The sequence below is a fragment of the Allobosea sp. GW822-FHT05A11 genome (genome assembly GCF_058800455.1).
This window is the reverse complement of record NZ_JBXAMI010000007.1, coordinates 323963-341591: the sequence shown is the minus strand read 5'-3', so window position 1 is coordinate 341591 and position 17629 is coordinate 323963. Positions and strand designations below refer to the sequence as shown.

17 protein-coding genes are annotated in these 17629 nt (G+C 67.7%); 1 reads left to right on the top strand and 16 read right to left on the bottom strand.

What is annotated here, in order from left to right:
• Nucleotides 1–5 precede the first annotated feature (5 nt).
• The 16 genes from AC1RLU_RS23605 to AC1RLU_RS23530 form a co-directional block, all read right to left on the bottom strand.
• Complete coding sequence (locus AC1RLU_RS23605) at nucleotides 6–869, bottom strand: carbohydrate ABC transporter permease (RefSeq protein ID WP_082617300.1); 864 nt, start codon at nucleotides 867–869, stop codon at nucleotides 6–8.
• Nucleotides 866–1744 carry a carbohydrate ABC transporter permease gene (locus tag AC1RLU_RS23600; RefSeq protein ID WP_091862065.1) on the bottom strand — a complete coding sequence of 293 codons (879 nt, stop codon included), beginning with the start codon at nucleotides 1742–1744 and terminating at the stop codon, nucleotides 866–868. Before AC1RLU_RS23600 ends, AC1RLU_RS23605 begins: the two co-directional genes overlap by 4 nt.
• A 10-nt stretch (nucleotides 1745–1754) precedes the next feature.
• Nucleotides 1755–3047 carry an ABC transporter substrate-binding protein gene (locus tag AC1RLU_RS23595; protein ID WP_492798544.1) on the bottom strand — a complete coding sequence of 431 codons (1293 nt, stop codon included), beginning with the start codon at nucleotides 3045–3047 and terminating at the stop codon, nucleotides 1755–1757.
• A gap of 53 nt (nucleotides 3048–3100) precedes the next feature.
• Nucleotides 3101–4138, bottom strand: a complete 1038-nt coding sequence (locus AC1RLU_RS23590; protein ID WP_492798543.1) for an ABC transporter ATP-binding protein — start codon at nucleotides 4136–4138, stop codon at nucleotides 3101–3103.
• Nucleotides 4139–4293: 155 nt separating this feature from the next.
• Entirely contained in the window at nucleotides 4294–5592 is a 1299-nt protein-coding gene (locus AC1RLU_RS23585; protein WP_492798542.1) for an acyl-CoA thioesterase/bile acid-CoA:amino acid N-acyltransferase family protein, read from the bottom strand.
• Nucleotides 5593–5614: 22 nt separating this feature from the next.
• Nucleotides 5615–7186, bottom strand: coding sequence for an ABC transporter substrate-binding protein (locus tag AC1RLU_RS23580; protein WP_492798541.1), 1572 nt, complete (start codon nucleotides 7184–7186; stop codon nucleotides 5615–5617).
• Nucleotides 7183–8205, bottom strand: coding sequence for an ABC transporter ATP-binding protein (locus AC1RLU_RS23575; RefSeq protein WP_492798540.1), 1023 nt, complete (start codon nucleotides 8203–8205; stop codon nucleotides 7183–7185). Before AC1RLU_RS23575 ends, AC1RLU_RS23580 begins: the two co-directional genes overlap by 4 nt.
• Nucleotides 8202–9191, bottom strand: a complete 990-nt coding sequence (locus AC1RLU_RS23570) for an ABC transporter ATP-binding protein (protein WP_492798539.1) — start codon at nucleotides 9189–9191, stop codon at nucleotides 8202–8204. Before AC1RLU_RS23570 ends, AC1RLU_RS23575 begins: the two co-directional genes overlap by 4 nt.
• On the bottom strand, nucleotides 9188–10090 hold the full coding sequence (locus AC1RLU_RS23565; protein WP_492798538.1) for an ABC transporter permease: 903 nt from the start codon (nucleotides 10088–10090) through the stop codon (nucleotides 9188–9190). Before AC1RLU_RS23565 ends, AC1RLU_RS23570 begins: the two co-directional genes overlap by 4 nt.
• Nucleotides 10087–11061, bottom strand: coding sequence for an ABC transporter permease (locus AC1RLU_RS23560; RefSeq protein ID WP_492798599.1), 975 nt, complete (start codon nucleotides 11059–11061; stop codon nucleotides 10087–10089). Before AC1RLU_RS23560 ends, AC1RLU_RS23565 begins: the two co-directional genes overlap by 4 nt.
• Nucleotides 11061–12515 carry a SidA/IucD/PvdA family monooxygenase gene (locus tag AC1RLU_RS23555; protein ID WP_492798537.1) on the bottom strand — a complete coding sequence of 485 codons (1455 nt, stop codon included), beginning with the start codon at nucleotides 12513–12515 and terminating at the stop codon, nucleotides 11061–11063. Before AC1RLU_RS23555 ends, AC1RLU_RS23560 begins: the two co-directional genes overlap by 1 nt.
• On the bottom strand, nucleotides 12512–13468 hold the full coding sequence (locus tag AC1RLU_RS23550; RefSeq protein ID WP_492798536.1) for a LysR family transcriptional regulator: 957 nt from the start codon (nucleotides 13466–13468) through the stop codon (nucleotides 12512–12514). The genes AC1RLU_RS23555 and AC1RLU_RS23550 overlap by 4 nt, the downstream gene beginning before the upstream one ends.
• 1 nt (nucleotide 13469) lies before the next feature.
• Complete coding sequence (locus AC1RLU_RS23545) at nucleotides 13470–14051, bottom strand: peroxidase-related enzyme (RefSeq protein WP_492798535.1); 582 nt, start codon at nucleotides 14049–14051, stop codon at nucleotides 13470–13472.
• Complete coding sequence (locus AC1RLU_RS23540; RefSeq protein WP_492798534.1) at nucleotides 14048–14527, bottom strand: hypothetical protein; 480 nt, start codon at nucleotides 14525–14527, stop codon at nucleotides 14048–14050. The genes AC1RLU_RS23545 and AC1RLU_RS23540 overlap by 4 nt, the downstream gene beginning before the upstream one ends.
• A gap of 132 nt (nucleotides 14528–14659) precedes the next feature.
• Nucleotides 14660–15238, bottom strand: coding sequence for a DUF2182 domain-containing protein (locus AC1RLU_RS23535; protein WP_492798533.1), 579 nt, complete (start codon nucleotides 15236–15238; stop codon nucleotides 14660–14662).
• Between the two features lie 244 nt (nucleotides 15239–15482).
• A complete protein-coding gene (locus tag AC1RLU_RS23530) occupies nucleotides 15483–16262 on the bottom strand; it encodes a DUF899 domain-containing protein (RefSeq protein WP_492798532.1) in 780 nt (259 codons plus the stop codon).
• 116 nt (nucleotides 16263–16378) lie between these two features.
• Between AC1RLU_RS23530 and AC1RLU_RS23525 the strand changes: the two genes are divergently transcribed.
• The gene (locus tag AC1RLU_RS23525) at nucleotides 16379–17599 is read left to right on the top strand and encodes a helix-turn-helix domain-containing protein (RefSeq protein WP_492798531.1); all 1221 of its coding nucleotides are present in this window, start codon (nucleotides 16379–16381) and stop codon (nucleotides 17597–17599) included.
• The last annotated feature ends 30 nt before the right edge of the window (nucleotides 17600–17629 follow it).

Below are 17629 nucleotides of genomic sequence, written 5' to 3'. Positions count from 1 at the left end.
GGTCGTTACTTGATACCCGCGCGCATGAAGCTCTGCACGAACTGGCGCTGGAACAGCAGGAAGCCGACGAGCAGCGGCGCCGAGGTCATCAATGTCGCCGCGCAGATCACAGCCCAATCGATGCCCTGGTCAGCCGAGGAGAACACCTGGAGGCCGACGGTCAGCGGGCGCGACTCGACCGAGTTCGTGACGAGCAGCGGCCAGAGGAAGTTGTTCCAGTGATAGCTGACCGAAACGAGGCCGTAGGCGATGTAGGTCGGCTTCGCCAGCGGGACATAGACCCGCATCAGCACCTGCAGCGGGCTCGCGCCCTCGACGCGGGCGGCATCGTCGAGTTCCTTCGGCACGGTCTTGAAGGTCTGGCGCAGCAGGAAGATGCCGAAGGCCGAGGCGATATAGGGCAGGGCGATCGCCGGAATCGTGTCGATCAGGTTGAGTTTGGCGAGCGTGCGGTAGTTCTCGACGATCAGCGCGTCCGGCATGATCATCAGCTGCGCCAGGATCAGCACGAAGGCGATGTCGCGGCCCCAGAAATCCTGCCGTGCCAAGGCATAGGCTGCGAGCGTCCCCAGCACGATCTGGAAGACCAGGATCAGGGTGACCAGGATGAAGGTGTTGAGGAAATAGCGGGCGAAGGGGGCGGCCGCCCAGGCGCGGGTGAAATTGTCGAGCGTCAGCGGCGCGGTCAGCACGAAGCGCGTGGTGTATTCGGCCGGGTGGAACGCCGCCCAGACGGCATAGGCGAGCGGCAGCACCCAGAGCAAAGCGAGCAGGATCGCGCCGGTCGATTCCAGCGTGAGCGCAAGGCCCTTGGGCGCGTAAGGGTCAGCGCGCGCAGCCGTCGGAGCGGGGTGGGGCGCGGCGCTCATTGGTAATGCGTCCTGCGTTCGAGCCAGCCGTACTGGACGAAGGCGACGAGCGCGAGCAGCGCCAGCAGCACGCAGGTCAGCGTCGCCGCATAGGCCGTGTCCCAGAAGCCGAAGCCGACCTGGTAGATGTAGAACAGCAGCAGCGTCGTCGCGTTGTCCGGGCCGCCGCGCGTCATCACGAAGACATGGTCGACCATGCGGAAGGCGTTGATCACGGCATTGATCAGCACGAACAGCGTCGTCGGCATCAAGAGCGGGAACTGGATGCGCCGGAAGAAGGTCCAGCGCGAGGCGCCCTCGATCGCCGCCGCCTCGCCGAGGCTGGGCGGGATAGCCTGCAGCGCCGCGAGGTAGAAGATCATGAAGAAGCCGGCTTCCTTCCAGATCGCGACGATGGTGATGGCGTAGAGCGCGGTGTCCTGCGAGCCCAGCCAGTTGGTCGAGCGCGCGCCGAACAGGCCGGTGATCTGTTCCAGCAAGCCGTATTGCGGTGTGTAGAAGAACAGCCAGATATTGGCGACCGCGATCATCGGCAGGATCGTCGGTGTGAAGAAGGCCATGCGGACGAGCGTGCGCCCCGCGATCCTGTCGTTGACCCAGACCGCCATCAAGAGCGCCAGCGCGATCGATGTCGGGATCGTGCCGAGCGCGAACCAGAGATTGTTGCTCATCGCCTTCCAGAAGATCGGGTCGGCGAGCATCTGCTGGTAGTTCTCGAGCCCGATGAAACGCGCTGGGCGGCGCGCCTTCGGTGTCGAATGGAAGCTCTCGATGAAGCTCGCGACCGCGGGCCAATGCGTGAACAAGGCCAGGCAAGCCATAGCCGGCAGCAGGAGCAGCCAGCCATGGATCGTCGCGGTCGCGCGGTTCGTCATCAGTCGCAGATCAACGATAGGCCTTGAGGATGCGCTCGGCCTCGGCCTGCGCCTCCTCCATTGCCTTCTGTGGCGCCTTGGTGCCGGTCAGAGCCGCCTGCAACCCGTCGTTCAGCGCCTTGGTGACGCGCTGGTTCTCATGGGTCGAGAGTTCGGCCACCGCGCTTGACAGCTGGTCGCGCGCGACGAGAGCAGGCGGGAAGTCGGCGACGTATTTCTTCATCGCCTCGGTCTCGTAAGCGGCCGGCGTCACGCCGACATAGCCGGTATCGATGCTCCACTGCGCGGCGCGCTCGGGCGTGGTGATCCAGCGCACGAACTTGAAGGCGGCTTCCTGTTCAGCCTTCGTCGCCTTCTTGGAGAGGTAGAAATTGCCGCCGCCGGTCGGGCTACCCGGCTTCTTTCCGGCCGGCAGCACCCCAACGCCGAAGGGGAACTTGGCGTTGGCGCGGACATTGGTGAGGTTGCCGGTGGTGGTCCACATCATCGCGACCTTCTTCTCGAAGAAGTCGCGCGGCGTGGTGCCCCATTCGACGATGCCGGGCGGGTGAACCTTGTGCTTCTGCGCGAGGTCGACCCAGTATTGCAGCGCCTCGACCACGCCGGGATTGGCATAATCGGTCTTGTCGCCCGCGCTGTTGGCGAGGATCGCGCCGGCCTGCGTGGTCAGGCCCTGGAACAGCCAGTAGGGGAAGCCGGAGGAGGGGATCTGGATGCCCCATTGCGTGGTGTTGCCGGAAGCGTCGCGCTTGGTCAGCTTCTGCGCGAACTCGATCTGCTCGGCCCAGGTCTTCGGCGGCTTCTCGGGGTCGAGCCCGGCTTCCTTGAACAGCTCCTTGTTCCAGTAGAGTACCACGGTCGAGCGCTGGAACGGGATGCCCCAGGTCTTGCCGCCGGTCTGGCTGTTTTCCATGAAGCCGGGATAGAAGCCGGCGAGCCACTTCTTGTCCTCGTCGGTCTTGATGAAGTCGTCGAAGGGCACGATCGCCTCTTCGTCGATCAGCGTGAACATGTCGGTCGAGAGCAGCACCGAGAGCACCGGCGGCGTGCCGCTCTTATGCGCGGTCAGCGCCTTGACGATCGTCTCCTGATAGGTGCCGGCATAGATCGGCTTCAGCTTGACCGTGGGGTTGTCCTTCTCGAAGCCGGCGGCATAGGCATCGATCAGCTTGGTGATCGGCCCGCCGACGGCGACCGGATAGAAGAACGAGAGTTCGGTAGTGCTCTGCGCCCGGGCGATGCCGGGAAGAGCGGTCGCGCCCGCAAGGGCAGCGGTGCCGCCAAGAAATTCACGCCTGTCCATGATGTCCTCTCTCCCTTGTTGGGATGGTCCGCACGCCCGACGCTCCGGCCGGTTCAGTTGCGAACCACCTTTCGTTCCGACGCCAGGTCGAACCAGTGCAGCGCCGATTGTGACAACGTGATGTAGACCGCTTGGCCGGCTGTGGCCCGCACTTTGCCGGGCCGTTTGACGATGAAGGAATGCCCGTCGATGCGGGTTTCGAGCAGCGTATCGGAGCCGAGATATTCGACCGCGACGACATCGGCGGCAATGCCACGCTCGGTGATCTCGACCATCTCGGGGCGGATGCCGACCGCGAGGCTCTCGGGATCGAGGCCGTCGGGAGCCGTGATCGCGCCGCCCTTCGCCTGCACGGTCGCGAGCGGCAGCACGTTCATCGGCGGCGTGCCGACGAAGCGGGCCGCGAAGATCGTCGCCGGGTTCTCGTAAAGCACGTCCGGCGGAGCATCCTGCTCGATTCGGCCGTTGCGCATCAGCACGACCTGGTCGGCCATGGTCATCGCCTCGACCTGATCGTGGGTGACATAGACCATGGTCATGCCGAGCCGCTGCTGCAATTCGCGGATCTCGCGGCGCATCTCGACGCGCAACTGGGCGTCGAGATTGGAGAGCGGCTCGTCCATCAGGCAGACCGGCGCCTCGGCGACGATGGCGCGGCCGAGCGCGACGCGCTGCTGCTGGCCGCCGGAGAGCTGCGAGGGCTTGCGTTCGAGCAGGGCGGAGAGCCCCAGAATCGAGGCGGCGCGGGCGAGGCGTTCATCGCGCTCGGCACGCCCGACCTTGCGGACCTTGAGGCCGAACATGATGTTCTCTGCCACGCTCAGATGCGGGAACAGCGCGTAATTCTGGAAGACCATGGCGATGCCGCGCTGCGAGGGCGAGGCATGGGTGACGTCGCGCCCGCCGATCGCGATCGCGCCGCTGCTGGTTTCCTCGAGCCCCGCGATCAGCCTGAGCGTGGTCGACTTTCCGCAGCCAGACGGGCCGAGCAATGCGACGAGATTGCCGCCTTCAACGGTGAAGCTGATGGCATCGACGGCGGCAGCACCACCCCAGCTCTTCGAAACCGTCTTCAGCGCTACAGAAACCATTCGTGATCCGGTGAGCCGAGGTCATGTTGAGCCGGCACAGCAGCGCTGCGCCGGCATGGCGTCAGCGGAGATGACGTGAAAATGCTTCCCCGCACAAGAGGTCGTGGCCCGCCGATGGGGTGGTGCACAGGTTCGCTCGCGCTGTGCGGGGACTGTCAGCCGGCTTGCCCGCCATGGCGCCTGAGGAAGGCAAGCGCTGCCTCCCAGGCACCGGCATTAGCCGCGGCATTAGCCGCGGCATTCGCCGCCGGCGTGCCGCCCATCGTGGTCGCGATGCCGCTGACCGGGTGGCGATGGGCGATGCGCGTCGCGGGCACATGGGGAAACAGGATGGAATGGCCGGCCGCCGGCCAGTTCTTCCAGAGAACCTCATGCGGATGCCCCGCCGCGAGCAGGCTCGACTGCACGATCAGCGAATAGAGATCGGAAGGCCACGCCCCGTCATCGCCGCCAGAGATGAGCAGCACCGGCCCGGCGATCCGTTCCACCGGGATGCGGGCGCGGGCCATTGCGGCGGGATCACTGAGCGCGGTCCGCATCGCATCGGCATTGCGACGCATTTCGGTCGCCTCGTCATAGGGCTTCCAGCTCGCGCTGGCGTTGTCCTGCCATTGATGGACGAGCGGCTTGCCGTCGAGCGTCCAGCAGGGGCCATCACGGCCGAGGCCCGGAGCCGGGTCGGCGGCGGCCTGTCCGCCATGCAAGAAGGCGCTCGGCACATAGCCCAGCACGGCCGAGACCTTGTCGGGGAAGGTTGCGCCGAGCAGGAGCGCCAGTTCGCCGCCGCGCGATTGCCCGGCGACGGCGACGAAATCGTTCTTCGGGCGAACGCGGGCACGCAGCCAGTCGAGGCCACGGGCGAAATATTCAAGCGGCGTGTTCGAGATGTATTTCGGCAGGCCGGGCGCGCCGAAATAGCCGAGCGCCAGCGCAGCCACGCCGCGCGAGGCCCAGAGCGCTGCACGCGGCTCGTTGATACCGCCGCCCGAGCCGTTCAGAATCATGATCGCCGGGTACGGGCCTTCGCCGGCCGGCAGGAACAGCGTTCCGACGAGCCCATCCCCGGCGAGGGGATGCCGCGTCACACCCTCTGCCATCAGGATCTGGCTGAAGCCTCCGGAAGCGATGGGCTCACCGCCGACATGGGCGGTGATCGTGGTTTCGAGCGGGCGGGACAGGTCGGCCGGGAACAGCTCGCCTTGGCCGGTCTGCGCCCAGACCAGCCCCATGCCCGCGATGCCCGCGTAGTCGCCGCGCAGGGGCGCATCGCGTTCGAGGTCGATGCTGCCGTCGGCCCCGACCTTGAGCACCGCCTGAGCCTGCCAGAGATGACCGTCGCGCGGGGTTTCCGCGGCAATGGTCACCTCTGCGCCCGCCGGCAGCCCTGTCAGGGCAATCCGGCGGGGTACATCGATCAGGTCGACGGTCGGGCTGATCGAGAAGGCGGCAGCCATGGCGGCGTCCTTAAATCTGGCCCTACTTGGCCTTGCTGACCTGCATCGCGACGGTGCGGTCGCTGTGCCAGGGCACGACCTTCAGGTCCGGCCGGCTCGCCCAGATGTTCTTGTAATGGTAGAGCGGCATGATCCCGACATCGTCCATCACGACCTTGACCGCGTCCTTGATGATCGCCTCGCGCTTGGCGTCGTCGAACTCCGCGCTGGCCTTGGCGAGGGCCTCGTCCAGCTTCGGATTGCTGTAACGACCCCAGTTCGAGGCGCCGAGGCCCTTCGAGGCGTTGGCGGTCGCGAGGATCGCGGTCATCGCATAGGTGCCTTCGCCGGTGCCGTTGCCCCAGCCGATCATGCTCATCGCATACTCGTTCTTGTTGGCTGCGCCGGAATAGACCGAGAAGGGCACGACCTCGACCTGCGTCTCGACGCCGATGCGGGTCCAGAACTGCGCGATCGCCTGCGCGGTCTCGGGCGCCAACGGATAGCGCTCGCCCGGCACATGCATGGTCAGCTTGAAGCCATCGGGATAGCCGGCCTCGGTGAGCAGGGCCTTGGCCTTGTTGGGGTCGAGATCGATCTTGGCGCGGTCCGGATCGTAGCCGAAGCTCCCGGCCGGCATCCACTGCGATGCCACGGTCACGCCACCGCGGGCGACGCGATCCGCGATCGCCTCGCGGTTGATCGCGATGGTGAGCGCCTTGCGGACACGGACATCGAGCAGCGGGTTCTTGTCGAGCGGCTTGCCGGCCTTGTCGGTGATGAATTTCGACGGGTTCGGGTTGAAGCTCGGCTGCATGATCAGGGCGCGCAGGCCCGGATAGGACCAGACCTTGACCTTGGGGTTCTTCTCGAGCTTCTCGATGTCGGAGAACGAGACCTTGTCGATGACATCGACATCGCCCGAGAGCAGGGCGGCCGTGCGCGCCGCCGGGTTGGCGATATAGCGGTAGTTGACCTTCTCCCACTCGGGCTTAGGCCCCCAGAAGCTGTCATTGCGCTTCATCTCAATGCGGTCGCCCGGCGTGTAGCTGACGAAGGCATAGGGGCCGTCGGTCACCATCGCCTTGCCGCTGTTGTAGTCGTCCGTCGTCGCGGTCTGGCCGACATGCTTGCTGACGACATAGATGCTGGAGATGTTGATCGGCAGCAGCGGATCGGGCGCGCGGCTGGTGATCACCAGCGTGTGCGGGTCCTTGATCTCGACCTTGGCGACATTGCGCAGGAAGCCTTTGTAGCTCGCCACGCTGCCCGGCACGTTCTGGGCGCGCTCATAGGAGAAGGCGACGTCCTCGGCCGTGACCGGCTTGCCGTCGGTCCAGACCGCGTTCTCGCGCAGCTTGAACTCCCAGGTATTGGGCGCGAGGTTCTTCCAGGAGGCCGCGAGGTCGGGGACCACGCCGCCCTCGGTCTTCTGCGCGACGAGGCGCGACCAGAAATGCTGCGAGACCGAATGGTCGCCGGCATGGTTGTTGAGCTGCGGGTCGATCGCCGAGACCGGGTCGCCGAAGGCGATGCGCAGGTCTTCCGCGTTGGCAGCGCCCGCGGCGGCGATCAGTGCCGCCGAAAGCGCAAAGGTGCTCAGTCTGGTCGTCATGCGATCTCTCCTGTTTGCGCGCGGGCCGGAGCCGCTGCGACGTCGTTGAGGTGGCAGGCAGAACGGTGGCCCGGCACGATCTCGCGCAGGGCGGGTCTTTCGACGCGGCAGCGGTCGAAGGCGGCCGGGCAGCGCGGGTGGAAATGGCAGCCGGGCGGCGGTGCGGCCGGGCTCGGAATCTCGCCCTTCACCGGCGCATAGACGCGCCGCCGCTGCTTCAGGTCGGGAATCTCCGCCAGCAGGCCCTGCGTATAGGGGTGGTTGGGATGGGCGAAGAACCGGGCCGCCGGCGCGTCCTCGACGATGCGGCCGAGATACATGATCACGACGCGGTCGGCGATGTGCTGCACGACGCGCAGGTCGTGGCTGATGAACAGATAGGTCAGGTCGAGATCGCGGCGCAGCTCCATGAACAGGTTGAGAATCTGCGCCTGGATCGAGACGTCGAGCGAGGCGACGGATTCGTCGCAGACCAGGAAACGCGGTTGCAGGGCGAGAGCCCGCGCAATCGAGATGCGCTGGCGCTGGCCACCGGAGAACTGGTGCGGGAAGCGTTGGCGATAGGCCGGGTCGAGCCCGGCCCGGCGCATCTGCGCGCAGACATACTCGTCGATCTCGGACCGCGAGGCGATGCCATGGACCAGCGGCGCCTCGCCGATCGCTTCCGCGACGCGCATGCGCGGGTTGAGGCTCGCTTGCGGGTCCTGGAAGATCAGCTGCACGTCGCGATGGACCGAACGGTCGCCCTGCGGGTCGCGCCCGAAGACCTCGACCGTGCCGCTGCTCGGCGGCAGCAGGCCTGCGGCAATGCGCCCGAGTGTCGACTTGCCGGAGCCGGATTCGCCGACGAGCCCGACGAATTCGCCGGTCGGAATTGTCAGGTCGATGCCGTCGAGCGCGTGGATAACGGGCTGCCGCCTGGCGAGATGCAGCTTGACCGCGAGCCCGTCCGCACGGCCGAAGCGGCGGCTCAGATCGTGCGTCTGCAACGCCGGAACGGAGGCGGGTTTCGTCGTCATGCCGCCACCTCGGCCGATGAAGCGGGGCCGGACAGGGGATGGAAGCAGCGCAGGCGATGCGCGCCTTCGGTGAAGGCTGGCTGACGCTCGCAGGCGTCGTCGCGGCGCGAGCAGCGCGGACCGAAGGCGCAGCCCTGGGGCGGGTCGACCATGTCGGGCGTCGTGCCGGGAATCTGCACCAGCATCGAGCCCGGCGCGCTTGCCCCCGGCAGGCTGCCGATCAGCCCGGCCGTATAGGGATGGCTCGGCCGGTCTAGCACGGCATCGATTCCGCCATGCTCGACGATGCGCCCGGCATACATCACCGCGATCTCGTCGGCGATGCCGGCGATCACCGAGAGGTCATGGGTGATCCAGAGCAGGGCGGTGCCGCTTTCGCGGGTGAGCTGCTGCACCTCGGCCAGGATCTGCGCCTGGATGGAGACGTCGAGCGCGGTGGTCGGTTCGTCCGCGATGATCAGGTCGGGCTTGTTGATCAGCGCGATGGCGATGGCGACGCGCTGCCGCATGCCGCCGGAGAGCTGGTGCGGATAGGCGTCGAGCCGTGCCTCCGGGCTCGGGATGCCCATGGTGCCGAGCAGGTCGCGGGCACGGATGCGCGCCGAAGCGTCGTTGATCGTCTCATGCGCCCGGATCGTCTCGATCATCTGCGTGCTGATCCGGAGCACCGGGTTCAGCGTCATCATCGGGTCCTGGAAGACCATGGCGATGCGGTTGCCGCGCAGGCAACGCATAGCCTCCTCGTCGAGCCTGGTCAGGTCCTGGCCGCGGAACAGGATCTCGCCGCCGACGACCTGGCCGGGCGGGTCGATCAGCCCCATGATCGAGAAGCCGGTGACCGACTTGCCCGAGCCGCTCTCGCCGACGAGACCGAGCGTCTCGCCGGCCCGTAGGGTGAAGGAGACGTCGCGCACGGCGTCGAGATCGCCGCGATCGGTGCGGAAGCGGGTGCGCAGGTTGCGGAGTTCGAGCAGCGGCGCGGTCATTTCAGCGCCCTCGGGTCGAGCACTTCGCGCAGGCGGTCGCCGACGAGGTTGATCGCGACGATGGCCGTCAGCAGCGTCAGGCCGGGGAAGAAGCTGATCCAGTATTCGCCCGACAGCATGAACTGGAAACCGTTGGCGATCAGCAGGCCGAGCGAGGGCTGCGTCACCGGCGCGCCGAGCCCGAGGAAGGACAGCGTCGCCTCCAGCGTGATGGCGCGCGCGACCTGAAGCGCTCCGATGACGAGCAGTGGCGGCAGACAATTCGGCAGGACATGGCGCAAGAGGATGCGCGAGGTCGGCAGGCCGAGGCCGCGGGCGGCCTCGAAATAATCGCGCTTGCGCTCGACCAGCGCCTGGGCGCGGGCGGTGCGGGCATAATAGGCCCATTCCAGCAGCACCAAGGTCAGCACGACATTGCCGATGCCCTTGCCGAGCAGCGCCAGCATCAGGAGCGCGATCAGGATCGAGGGCAGCGACATCAGGAGGTCGACGAGCCGCATGATCAGCGCATCGATGAAGCCGCCGCTCCAGGCCGCGATCAATCCGAGCAGGATGCCGATGATGCCGGCGAGCACGGCCGAGCCGACGCCGACGGTCAGGCTCGTCCGGAGCCCGTAGAGGATCGCCGAGAACAGGTCGCGCCCCTGGCCGTCGGTGCCGAGCAGATAGGTGATGTCGCCGCCCGACGACACGGAGCCCGGCGTCATCCGCGCGTCGAGCACGTCGATGGCCGCGAGGTCGAACGGGTTTTGCGGCGCGATCTGCGGCGCGAACACCGCACCGATGACGAGCAGCGTCATCAGGCCGAGCCCGATCCAGGCCGAGGGCGCGCGCAGGAAGCGGCGGAGCGCGCTGCTCGACGGGCGACGGGCGGAAGCGGCGGCTGGAACCGTGGTCATGCCGAGGCCTCCTCGCGGACGCGCGGATCGAGGAAGCGATAGAGGATGTCGACGACGAGGTTGATGATGACGAAGAGCGTCACCACGACCAGCAGATAGGCCATCACCACCGGCCGATCGAGCGCGTTGATGCTGTCGAGGATGAGCTTGCCCGAGCCCGGCCAGGCGAAGATGCTCTCGGTCACCACCGCGAAGGCGATGGTCGAGCCGAGCTCCAGCCCGAGCACCGTCACCAGCGGGATCATGATGTTGCGCAGGATATGCATCATCACGATCCGGCCGCGGCGCAGGCCCTTGGCTCGCGCGAAGCGGACATAGTCGAGCGGCAGGACCTCGCGCACGCCGGCCCGCGTCAGGCGGATCACCAGCGAGACCTTGAACAGCGACAGGTTGATTGCCGGCAGCAACAGGTGGCGCCAGCCGTTGAGCGTCAGGAACGACCATTCGACGCCGAAGACGCGCACCGTCTCGCCGCGCCCGCTCGCCGGCAGCCAGCCCAGCGAGACGCTGAAGGTCATGATCAAGAGGAGCCCGACCCAGAAGGTCGGCAATGAGAAGCCGAGGATGCTGCCGGTCTGGATCAGCTTCGACAGCAGGCGCTCGGGATAGAGCCCGGCATAGAGCCCGAGCGGCACGCCGATGATGACCGCGAAGACCATCGCGGCGAAGGCGAGCTCCAGCGTCGCGGGCAGGCGCTGCAGGATCAGCGTCACGGCCGGGACATTGTAGACGAAGCTGCGGCCGAGATCGCCCTGCAGGGCGCTGCTGGCAAAGTTGAGGTACTGCTGCCAGAGCGGCCGGTCGAGGCCGAGCCGCGCCACGAGTTCCGCCCGGTCGATCTGCGTGGCGTCCGGCGCCAGCAGGAGGTCGGCGGGGTTGCCGACGGCGTGCAGCCCGAGGAAGACCACGAGCGACATCGCGAAGATCACGAGAAGCGCCTGCGCGACGCGCTGGAGCAGCCACCCGAGCATCAGGCCGATACCTTCGCCGGTTCGGGCAGGATCGGTACCCATTCGTCGCCGAAGATCTCCGGCTCAGAATACGCCTGGCCGCGCTGGAAATGCACCTCGATATCCTCGCGGAACAGGCTCGACGCGATCGCCTGCGACAATCGCTCGGCACCGTCGCTGATCGCCGGGATGTCGCCGGAGACCGTGCCGTGAGACATCATCGCCGGGTAGCAGAAGCAGTGGATGCGCTCGAGTCCGGGGCAGGTGCCGGGTACTTTCGGCTGGAACTCGAAGGCAGGGCCGAGGTCGGGCATGGCGCCGAGGCTTGGCTCGGCATCATCCGGCATGCCGCGGTCGACCCAGTTGCGGGCGTTGGCCGCGATCTCCCTGAGGAAGGGCCGGCTGCCCCAGTCGACCTTGAAGCCTGTCGAGAAGATCATGAAGTCGAAGCGCATCGTGCCGGCGCTGGTCTCGACGACGATCTCGTCGCCGTCCATCCGGGCGGAGATCAATGCCGTGCCCTGCCGGAAGAACGCGTTGGGATGGCGCGAGACGCGCAGCACGCTGGCGCGCGGCGGCGGCACCTGCTCGCGGGCGATATAGCTGTTGATCCGCCATTTCCAGGCATCGGGCAGATGGCGATAGCCGGCGATGGAACCCGGATGGCCCATGCCCTTGCCGCGGTTGATGCGCGGGATGTCGCGGCGGCGGATCAGCAGGTCGACGCTGGCCGCGCCGGCTTCGAGCGCCGTGCCGGCGCTGTCCATCGCCGACGCGCCGGCCCCGATCACCGCAACGCGCTTGCCGCGGAGCTGCGCATAGTCGTTCTCATCCGAGGAATGCGCCCAGCGTGCGCGCGGCAGGCTCTCGGCGATCTCCGGCACGGCCGGGCCGCCGAGCCCGTCGCGGCCGGTCGCGAGCACGACATGGCGGGCGAGCACGCGCCGGCGGGTGCCAGCGGCGTCGATCTCCAGCGTCGCATGCTCGGGGCCGGGATGGATCATCGCGATCTCATGGCCGTTGCAGACATCGAGAGCGAGAACCTCGCGGAACCAGCGCAGATAGTCCATCCACATCAGCCGCGGGATCTTGTCGAGCGCCTCCCAGTCAGCGGCACCGAACTGCGCCTCGAACCAGGCGCGGAAGGTCAGCGAGGGGATGCCCAGCGCCGGCCCCGTCAGGGTTTTCGGCGAGCGCAGCGTCTCCATCCGCGCCGTCGTCGCCCAAGGGCCTTCAAAACCCTGCGGCCGGCGGTCGAAATTGACGGCACGCAGGCCGATATTCCGGAACGCCGCGGCCGCGGCGAGCCCGGCCATGCCGGCGCCGATGATCGCGACATCGAGCACAGGCTCGCCATCGACGCTGCGTTCCGGCACCCAAGGGGCGGCCGGCAGGGTCAGCAGTTCGAGCTCGCGGGCGACGCGGCGGTTCAGCGCTTCCAGCCCTTCAGGTGCAGCGGCCTGGTTTGTCGTCACAGCCGCGTCTCCTGTTTGGTCAGCGAGGCGAGCAGCGCCTGATGCTCTTCGGGGGGGATCAGGGCGAAATCGGCAATCCGCTTCTGCGCGCTCGTCTTGAGCGCGGCGATCAGGTCGCGGGCCTTGTCGGAGAGGGTGACGCCGCGCGCGGTGACGACGCCGAAGCAATAGGGGATCGAAGTCGCCAGCGGCAGGACGCGGATGCCGGGCGTCGGATTGCCGGTCAGCGTCAGCGGCTCGACGATGGCGATGCCGGCACCGGCCCGGATGAAGGACAGCACGTTCATGGTCGAGGTCGTGCGGATCCTCACCCGGACATCAACGCCGGCCGCGTGGAGCGCCGCGCGGATGCGCGCCGGAAAGCCGCGGCGCAGCGACATGCCGACGAGGTCGCGCCCGGCGAGGGCATGAAGATCGATCGGTCCTTCGATCTGGGCGAGCGGGTCGGTCTCGGGCACGGCGAGCACGCAAGGCGCCGTGCCCAGCCATTCCAGCGAGAGGTCGCGATGCAGCAGCGGCGCGCTGGTGGCGCCGAGCTGCGCGTTGCCGGAGATCACCGCGTTCTGCACGCGATCGGGATTCTCGACCTCGACCGCGAGCCTTGGCGCATCCGCCCCGTTCCAGGCATCGGTGAGCAAGCCGAAGGCAAGCGAGGACACAGCGGATATCCGGATCGGCGGCTCGGCCTCGCCGATCACCTCGCGGGCGCGCTCCCACAGATTGACGAAGCCGGCCAGCGCCCGCTCGACATCGTCGCGCAGCACCATGCCCTTCTGCGTCAGCACGAGCCGCTGGCCGACGCGCTCGAACAGCGGCTGGCCGAGATCGCGCTCCAGCTCCTGGATCATGCGGCTGACTGAAGGCTGGGACACGCCCAGATGCTTCGCCGCCGCCGTTACGCTGCCGAGCGAGGCGACTTGCAGATAGGCCTCGAGGATCTTGAGACGGCTCATCTCACCCGTCTTTGCGGACGGGGTCGCCGAGGATGTGCATCAGCCGGTTGGCCCAGCCGAACAGGGCCGTGGACAGGATGAGGTCGACGATCTCGGCCTCGTCCAGCCCCGCTTCGCGCAAGCGGGCGGTGTCGGCCTCGGTCACGGCCGGCGGCGATTGCGAGAGCTTCACCGAATAGTCGAAGATCGCCTGGTCGCGCGGGCCGAGCCTGGCCTTCTCGCCATTGGCGAAGAGTTCATCGGTGACGGCGGTGTCCTTGCTGAGCTGGGCATGGCGCGCGGCATGCACGGCGGCGCAGTAGATGCAGCGGTTGACCACCGAGGCGCCGATTGCACCAAGCTCGCGCTCGGCCCGGCTCAGGCCGCCCGGATCATACATGATGCCGTTGAACAGCGGCGAGCGCACGTTGAGCGTCTCCGGATCATGCGCCAGCACCAGCACGTAATCCGAGACCTTGGTGTTGGACGGCGTGACCTTCAGCGCGTTGAGCTGTTCGGGGCTCGCCTTGGCGAGGTCGACGGGTGTCACCCGCGGCTGCCAGTCCGGCACATTGCGGGTGAAGCGATGCACGACCCGGCTCATGCGGAGGCTCCCTTGAGAACGGCGAGCCCGGCGAGGACGCGGCACTGATAGCTCATGAAGGCGTTGAGTTCGCAGAGCCGCACGATATCGGCTTCCGCGACGCCGGCCACCTTGAGCGCCTCGATCTCCTCGGCCTGCACGGCGCGCGGCTGCGTTGCGACGCGGTCCATGAAGCTGATGACGCTGCGCTCACGGGGCTCGCGCCCGGTCTCAGCGGGGTCGGCGAGACCACGCAAGGCCGGATCGGTCACGCTGCCGATATAATGCGCGGCCAGCTCCGGCAGCGCGTTCAAGGTCGCGATCCGGGCGGCAACGGCGCGGCGCCAGGGCGAGGGAAAGCCGCCGGGGTCGCGCGGGTCGATGACCGCGCCCTCGGCCTGCCGGCTCATCTCGAAGATATTGTTGCGTGACTGCGCGGCGGCCGATGCGGCGGCGCCGATCCAGGGAGAGGCCTCAGGGTTGGCGGGTTGAGCCATGGCAATCCCTTTCATGCATCAACTTCGCTGCTTGATGCTTTCTGCGAATGAAGCAGCGAATTTGCGCCCCGTCAATGAGCTTTGCCGGCGCCATGCTAAACTGGCCACCATGGGTGGTTTGCGGGGAGCCGTTCATCCGAGCACCTGCACGAGCAGAAGCAGTCCGGCGGCGCTCATGATGACGCCGATGGCGTCCGCGGCGCGTGTTTCCGTCGGCAAGAGGCGCTCGGCCGTGATGGCGATCGTCATGCCGGCCATCAGGCGCAGATCCATCAGGCCGCCCGCAGTCAGCGCCGCCATCGGGCCTAGACAGGACAGGCAGCAGCGCAGGCCGAGAATTGCGCCGGCCTCTACCGCCGCCATCGCGTTGGAATGGGTCCACGATGCGGGATGAGCCCCATGGCAATCAGCCAGAAGCCGGGCCTTCCAGCGCGAGGCTTGCGCAAGCCCGGCGATCAGGATCATCAGGGCACCCGCTGGCGGGCCGAGGCGCCCGAGCGAGGGAAATTGGAGCGCTGCCTGGGCCAGGCTCGCGCCGAGCAGGAAGGAGAGCAGGCCGAAGCCGATCCAGACAGCGAAATAGCTGGCGCCGATCAGCGCGGCGAGCCCGCCGGGCCGGGTGGCTCCAGCCGCGAGCGCCGCCTTCCGATAGCGCCACAGCACGGGTGTCAGCGACGGCAGCATCATCGCGACCATCATCACGAGCCACATGCCGAGGAAGCAGGCGGCGGTCTCAAACCAGGACTGGCCGCAGAGCGGCAGCCAGATTCCGAGAGCAACCAGCCGCCGGCCATCGGCACCGCGCCCATCGTTTCCATCGCCGCGCAGGACAGGGCTGTGGCGACGAGCGCAGCGGCGAAGAGCAGAGCTGCGCTTCCAACGAAGACGAGCGGAGCCCCGCGCCCGGCCTCTCGACCGGACGCGGGGCTCGTCTCGCAATCTGTCCGGGTCGCGCTCACGACACGGCTTGGCGGGCCGCGTAGCGGTCGCGATGGAGCCACCACGGGCCTTCCGCCTCGTTGCGGCCCTTCGGCGCCCGATCGAGCCAGGCATACATGCCCCAGACTCCGTCCACGCCGCGCGAATAGCTGGAATAGGTGTGGTAGATCGCGCTGTCCTCGCGGATGAAGGCGCTCAGGCCCGGCCGGTCGCGGTGATAGGTGGGGACGTCGACCCCGGACATCCCGGCAAGCGAGCGCTCGATCGCGTTGCCGTCGGTCCGCCACTCGAATTTCGGCTGGTGGCGGAAATTGTAGTCGATGCCCTGCGTCCGCTCCTGCATCTCGGTGAAGGAGACGTTGTAGTCGAAATTGAAGTCGCTCTCGCCGGACGAAGCCCAGGGGAAGCTCCAGCCCATGCGCTCGCGGAAGGCGAGGAGCTTGTCGATCGGCGCCCGCGAGACCGCCCAGAGCATCACGTCGTGATAGGCGAGGTGCGTCGCCGAGCCGTTGAACCCGTCGGCGATCGCCGAGCAGGACGGGCAGCCGGCCTTGTAGTCCGGTCCGAACATGAAATGGTAGACGAGCAGCTGCGAGCGCCCCTGGAAGAGCTCGGCCAGCGAGGCGTCGCCCTGCTCGGTCTGGAAGACGTAGTCTTTCTCGACCTTGACCCAGGGCAGCGCCTGCCGCCGCTCGGCGAGCGCATCGCCCTGCCGCGTATACGCCTTCTCGGCCTCGAGCAGTTTGAGCCTTGCGGCGAGCCATTCTTCGCGCGTTCCGATCGCATGACTGGTCATGATGTCTCACTCCTGTCGCCAGATGTCCGCGCCGCCTCGACACTCGATGCGGCGTCACGATCGGTGGTAAGGCGGGGGTGGCAGACGGTGGGAGTGACAAGTTTGGCGGGATTCCGATGGACTCGCTGATCACGGCGGCGGCGCAGGCCCTGGCGAAGGGCGACCCGCTGGGGGCGCTGAACCGCGTCGCCTTGCGGGATGACGCGCCTGCGCTGGCGCTGCGCGGCATCGCGATGGCGCAGCTTGGCGATTTCGCCCGCGCCAAGCTTTTGCTGCGCCGTGCCGGCCGCGCCTTCGGGGCGAAGGAAGCGGTCGCTCGCGCTCGTTGCGCGGTCGCCGAGGCGGAGGTCGCCCTCGCGGCGCGCGATCTCGGCTGGGCTCCCGGCAGGCTCGATGAAGCCGGTGCGGTGCTCGAAGCCCATGGCGATCGCGCGAACGCCGCCCATGCACGCCTGCTCGACATCCGCCGGCTCCTGCTGATCGGCCGGCTTGACCATGCGGGCGAACGGCTCGCCGGTATCGATCCCGCGCAGTTGCCGGCACCGTTGCGGGCTGTCCACGGATTGGCAAGCGCCGGCATCGCTTTGCGCCGGATGAAAGCGCGAAACGCACGGGCCGCGCTGGTGGAAGCGCGCGAGGCCGCCGGTCGCGCCGGAATCCCGGCGCTGATCGCCGAAGTCGAAACTGCAAGCCGCCTGCTCGAAGAGCCGGCCGCGCGCCTGATCGCGGAGGGTGTCGAGCGCTCCTTGTTGCTCGACGAGGTCGAGGATTTGCAGGCATCGCAGGCGCTGATCGTCGATGCCTGCCGCCATGGCGCGCGCGACCGGGCCAGCTTCGTGTCGCTGGCGACGCGCCCCGTGCTCTTCGCCCTGTTGCGGACGCTGGCCGGGGCCTGGCCAAAGGATGCGCCGCGCGACGTGCTGATTGCCGGCGCCTTCGGCTCGCGGTTCACCGATGAATCGCACCGGGCAAGGCTGCGCGTCGAGATCGGCCGCCTGCGCACGGCGTTGCGGCCGCTGGCGCGGATCAGCGCGACGGAAGCCGGCTTCATCATAGCACCGCGTCGCGCGGTCGGGATCGTGGTGCTGGCGCGCCCGGTCGAGGAGAAGCATGCCACGGTGCTCGCCCTCATGACTGACGGCGAGGCATGGTCGAGCTCCGCCTTGGCGCTGGCGCTTGGATCGAGCCAGCGCAGCGTCCAGCGCGCGCTCGATGCCCTCGCCGAGGCCGGCAAGATCCAGTCTTTCGGGCAGGCACGGGCGCGGCGCTGGGTGATGCCGCCGATGCCGGGTTTCGCGACGAGTTTGTTACTCACAGCGTCCTGGCCGGCTGGCTAGGGTCCAGCATCGCAACAGACGCAGGAGCCA

What these genes read in the sequence shown, in the direction of transcription:
- AC1RLU_RS23565 (WP_492798538.1), bottom strand. Translation starts at nt 10,090, where the DNA reads ATGACCACGGTTCCAGCCGCCGCTTCCGCCCGTCGCCCGTCGAGCAGC.
- AC1RLU_RS23570 (WP_492798539.1), bottom strand. Translation starts at nt 9,191, where the DNA reads ATGACCGCGCCGCTGCTCGAACTCCGCAACCTGCGCACCCGCTTCCGC.
- AC1RLU_RS23540 (WP_492798534.1), bottom strand. Translation starts at nt 14,527, where the DNA reads ATGGCTCAACCCGCCAACCCTGAGGCCTCTCCCTGGATCGGCGCCGCC.
- AC1RLU_RS23575 (WP_492798540.1), bottom strand. Translation starts at nt 8,205, where the DNA reads ATGACGACGAAACCCGCCTCCGTTCCGGCGTTGCAGACGCACGATCTG.
- AC1RLU_RS23560 (WP_492798599.1), bottom strand. Translation starts at nt 11,061, where the DNA reads ATGCTCGGGTGGCTGCTCCAGCGCGTCGCGCAGGCGCTTCTCGTGATC.
- AC1RLU_RS23585 (WP_492798542.1), bottom strand. Translation starts at nt 5,592, where the DNA reads ATGGCTGCCGCCTTCTCGATCAGCCCGACCGTCGACCTGATCGATGTA.
- AC1RLU_RS23600 (WP_091862065.1), bottom strand. Translation starts at nt 1,744, where the DNA reads ATGACGAACCGCGCGACCGCGACGATCCATGGCTGGCTGCTCCTGCTG.
- AC1RLU_RS23535 (WP_492798533.1), bottom strand. Translation starts at nt 15,238, where the DNA reads ATGTGGCTCGTGATGATGGTCGCGATGATGCTGCCGTCGCTGACACCC.
- AC1RLU_RS23545 (WP_492798535.1), bottom strand. Translation starts at nt 14,051, where the DNA reads ATGAGCCGGGTCGTGCATCGCTTCACCCGCAATGTGCCGGACTGGCAG.
- AC1RLU_RS23595 (WP_492798544.1), bottom strand. Translation starts at nt 3,047, where the DNA reads ATGGACAGGCGTGAATTTCTTGGCGGCACCGCTGCCCTTGCGGGCGCG.
- AC1RLU_RS23530 (WP_492798532.1), bottom strand. Translation starts at nt 16,262, where the DNA reads ATGACCAGTCATGCGATCGGAACGCGCGAAGAATGGCTCGCCGCAAGG.
- AC1RLU_RS23605 (WP_082617300.1), bottom strand. Translation starts at nt 869, where the DNA reads ATGAGCGCCGCGCCCCACCCCGCTCCGACGGCTGCGCGCGCTGACCCT.
- AC1RLU_RS23590 (WP_492798543.1), bottom strand. Translation starts at nt 4,138, where the DNA reads ATGGTTTCTGTAGCGCTGAAGACGGTTTCGAAGAGCTGGGGTGGTGCT.
- AC1RLU_RS23525 (WP_492798531.1), top strand. Translation starts at nt 16,379, where the DNA reads ATGGACTCGCTGATCACGGCGGCGGCGCAGGCCCTGGCGAAGGGCGAC.
- AC1RLU_RS23550 (WP_492798536.1), bottom strand. Translation starts at nt 13,468, where the DNA reads ATGAGCCGTCTCAAGATCCTCGAGGCCTATCTGCAAGTCGCCTCGCTC.
- AC1RLU_RS23580 (WP_492798541.1), bottom strand. Translation starts at nt 7,186, where the DNA reads ATGACGACCAGACTGAGCACCTTTGCGCTTTCGGCGGCACTGATCGCC.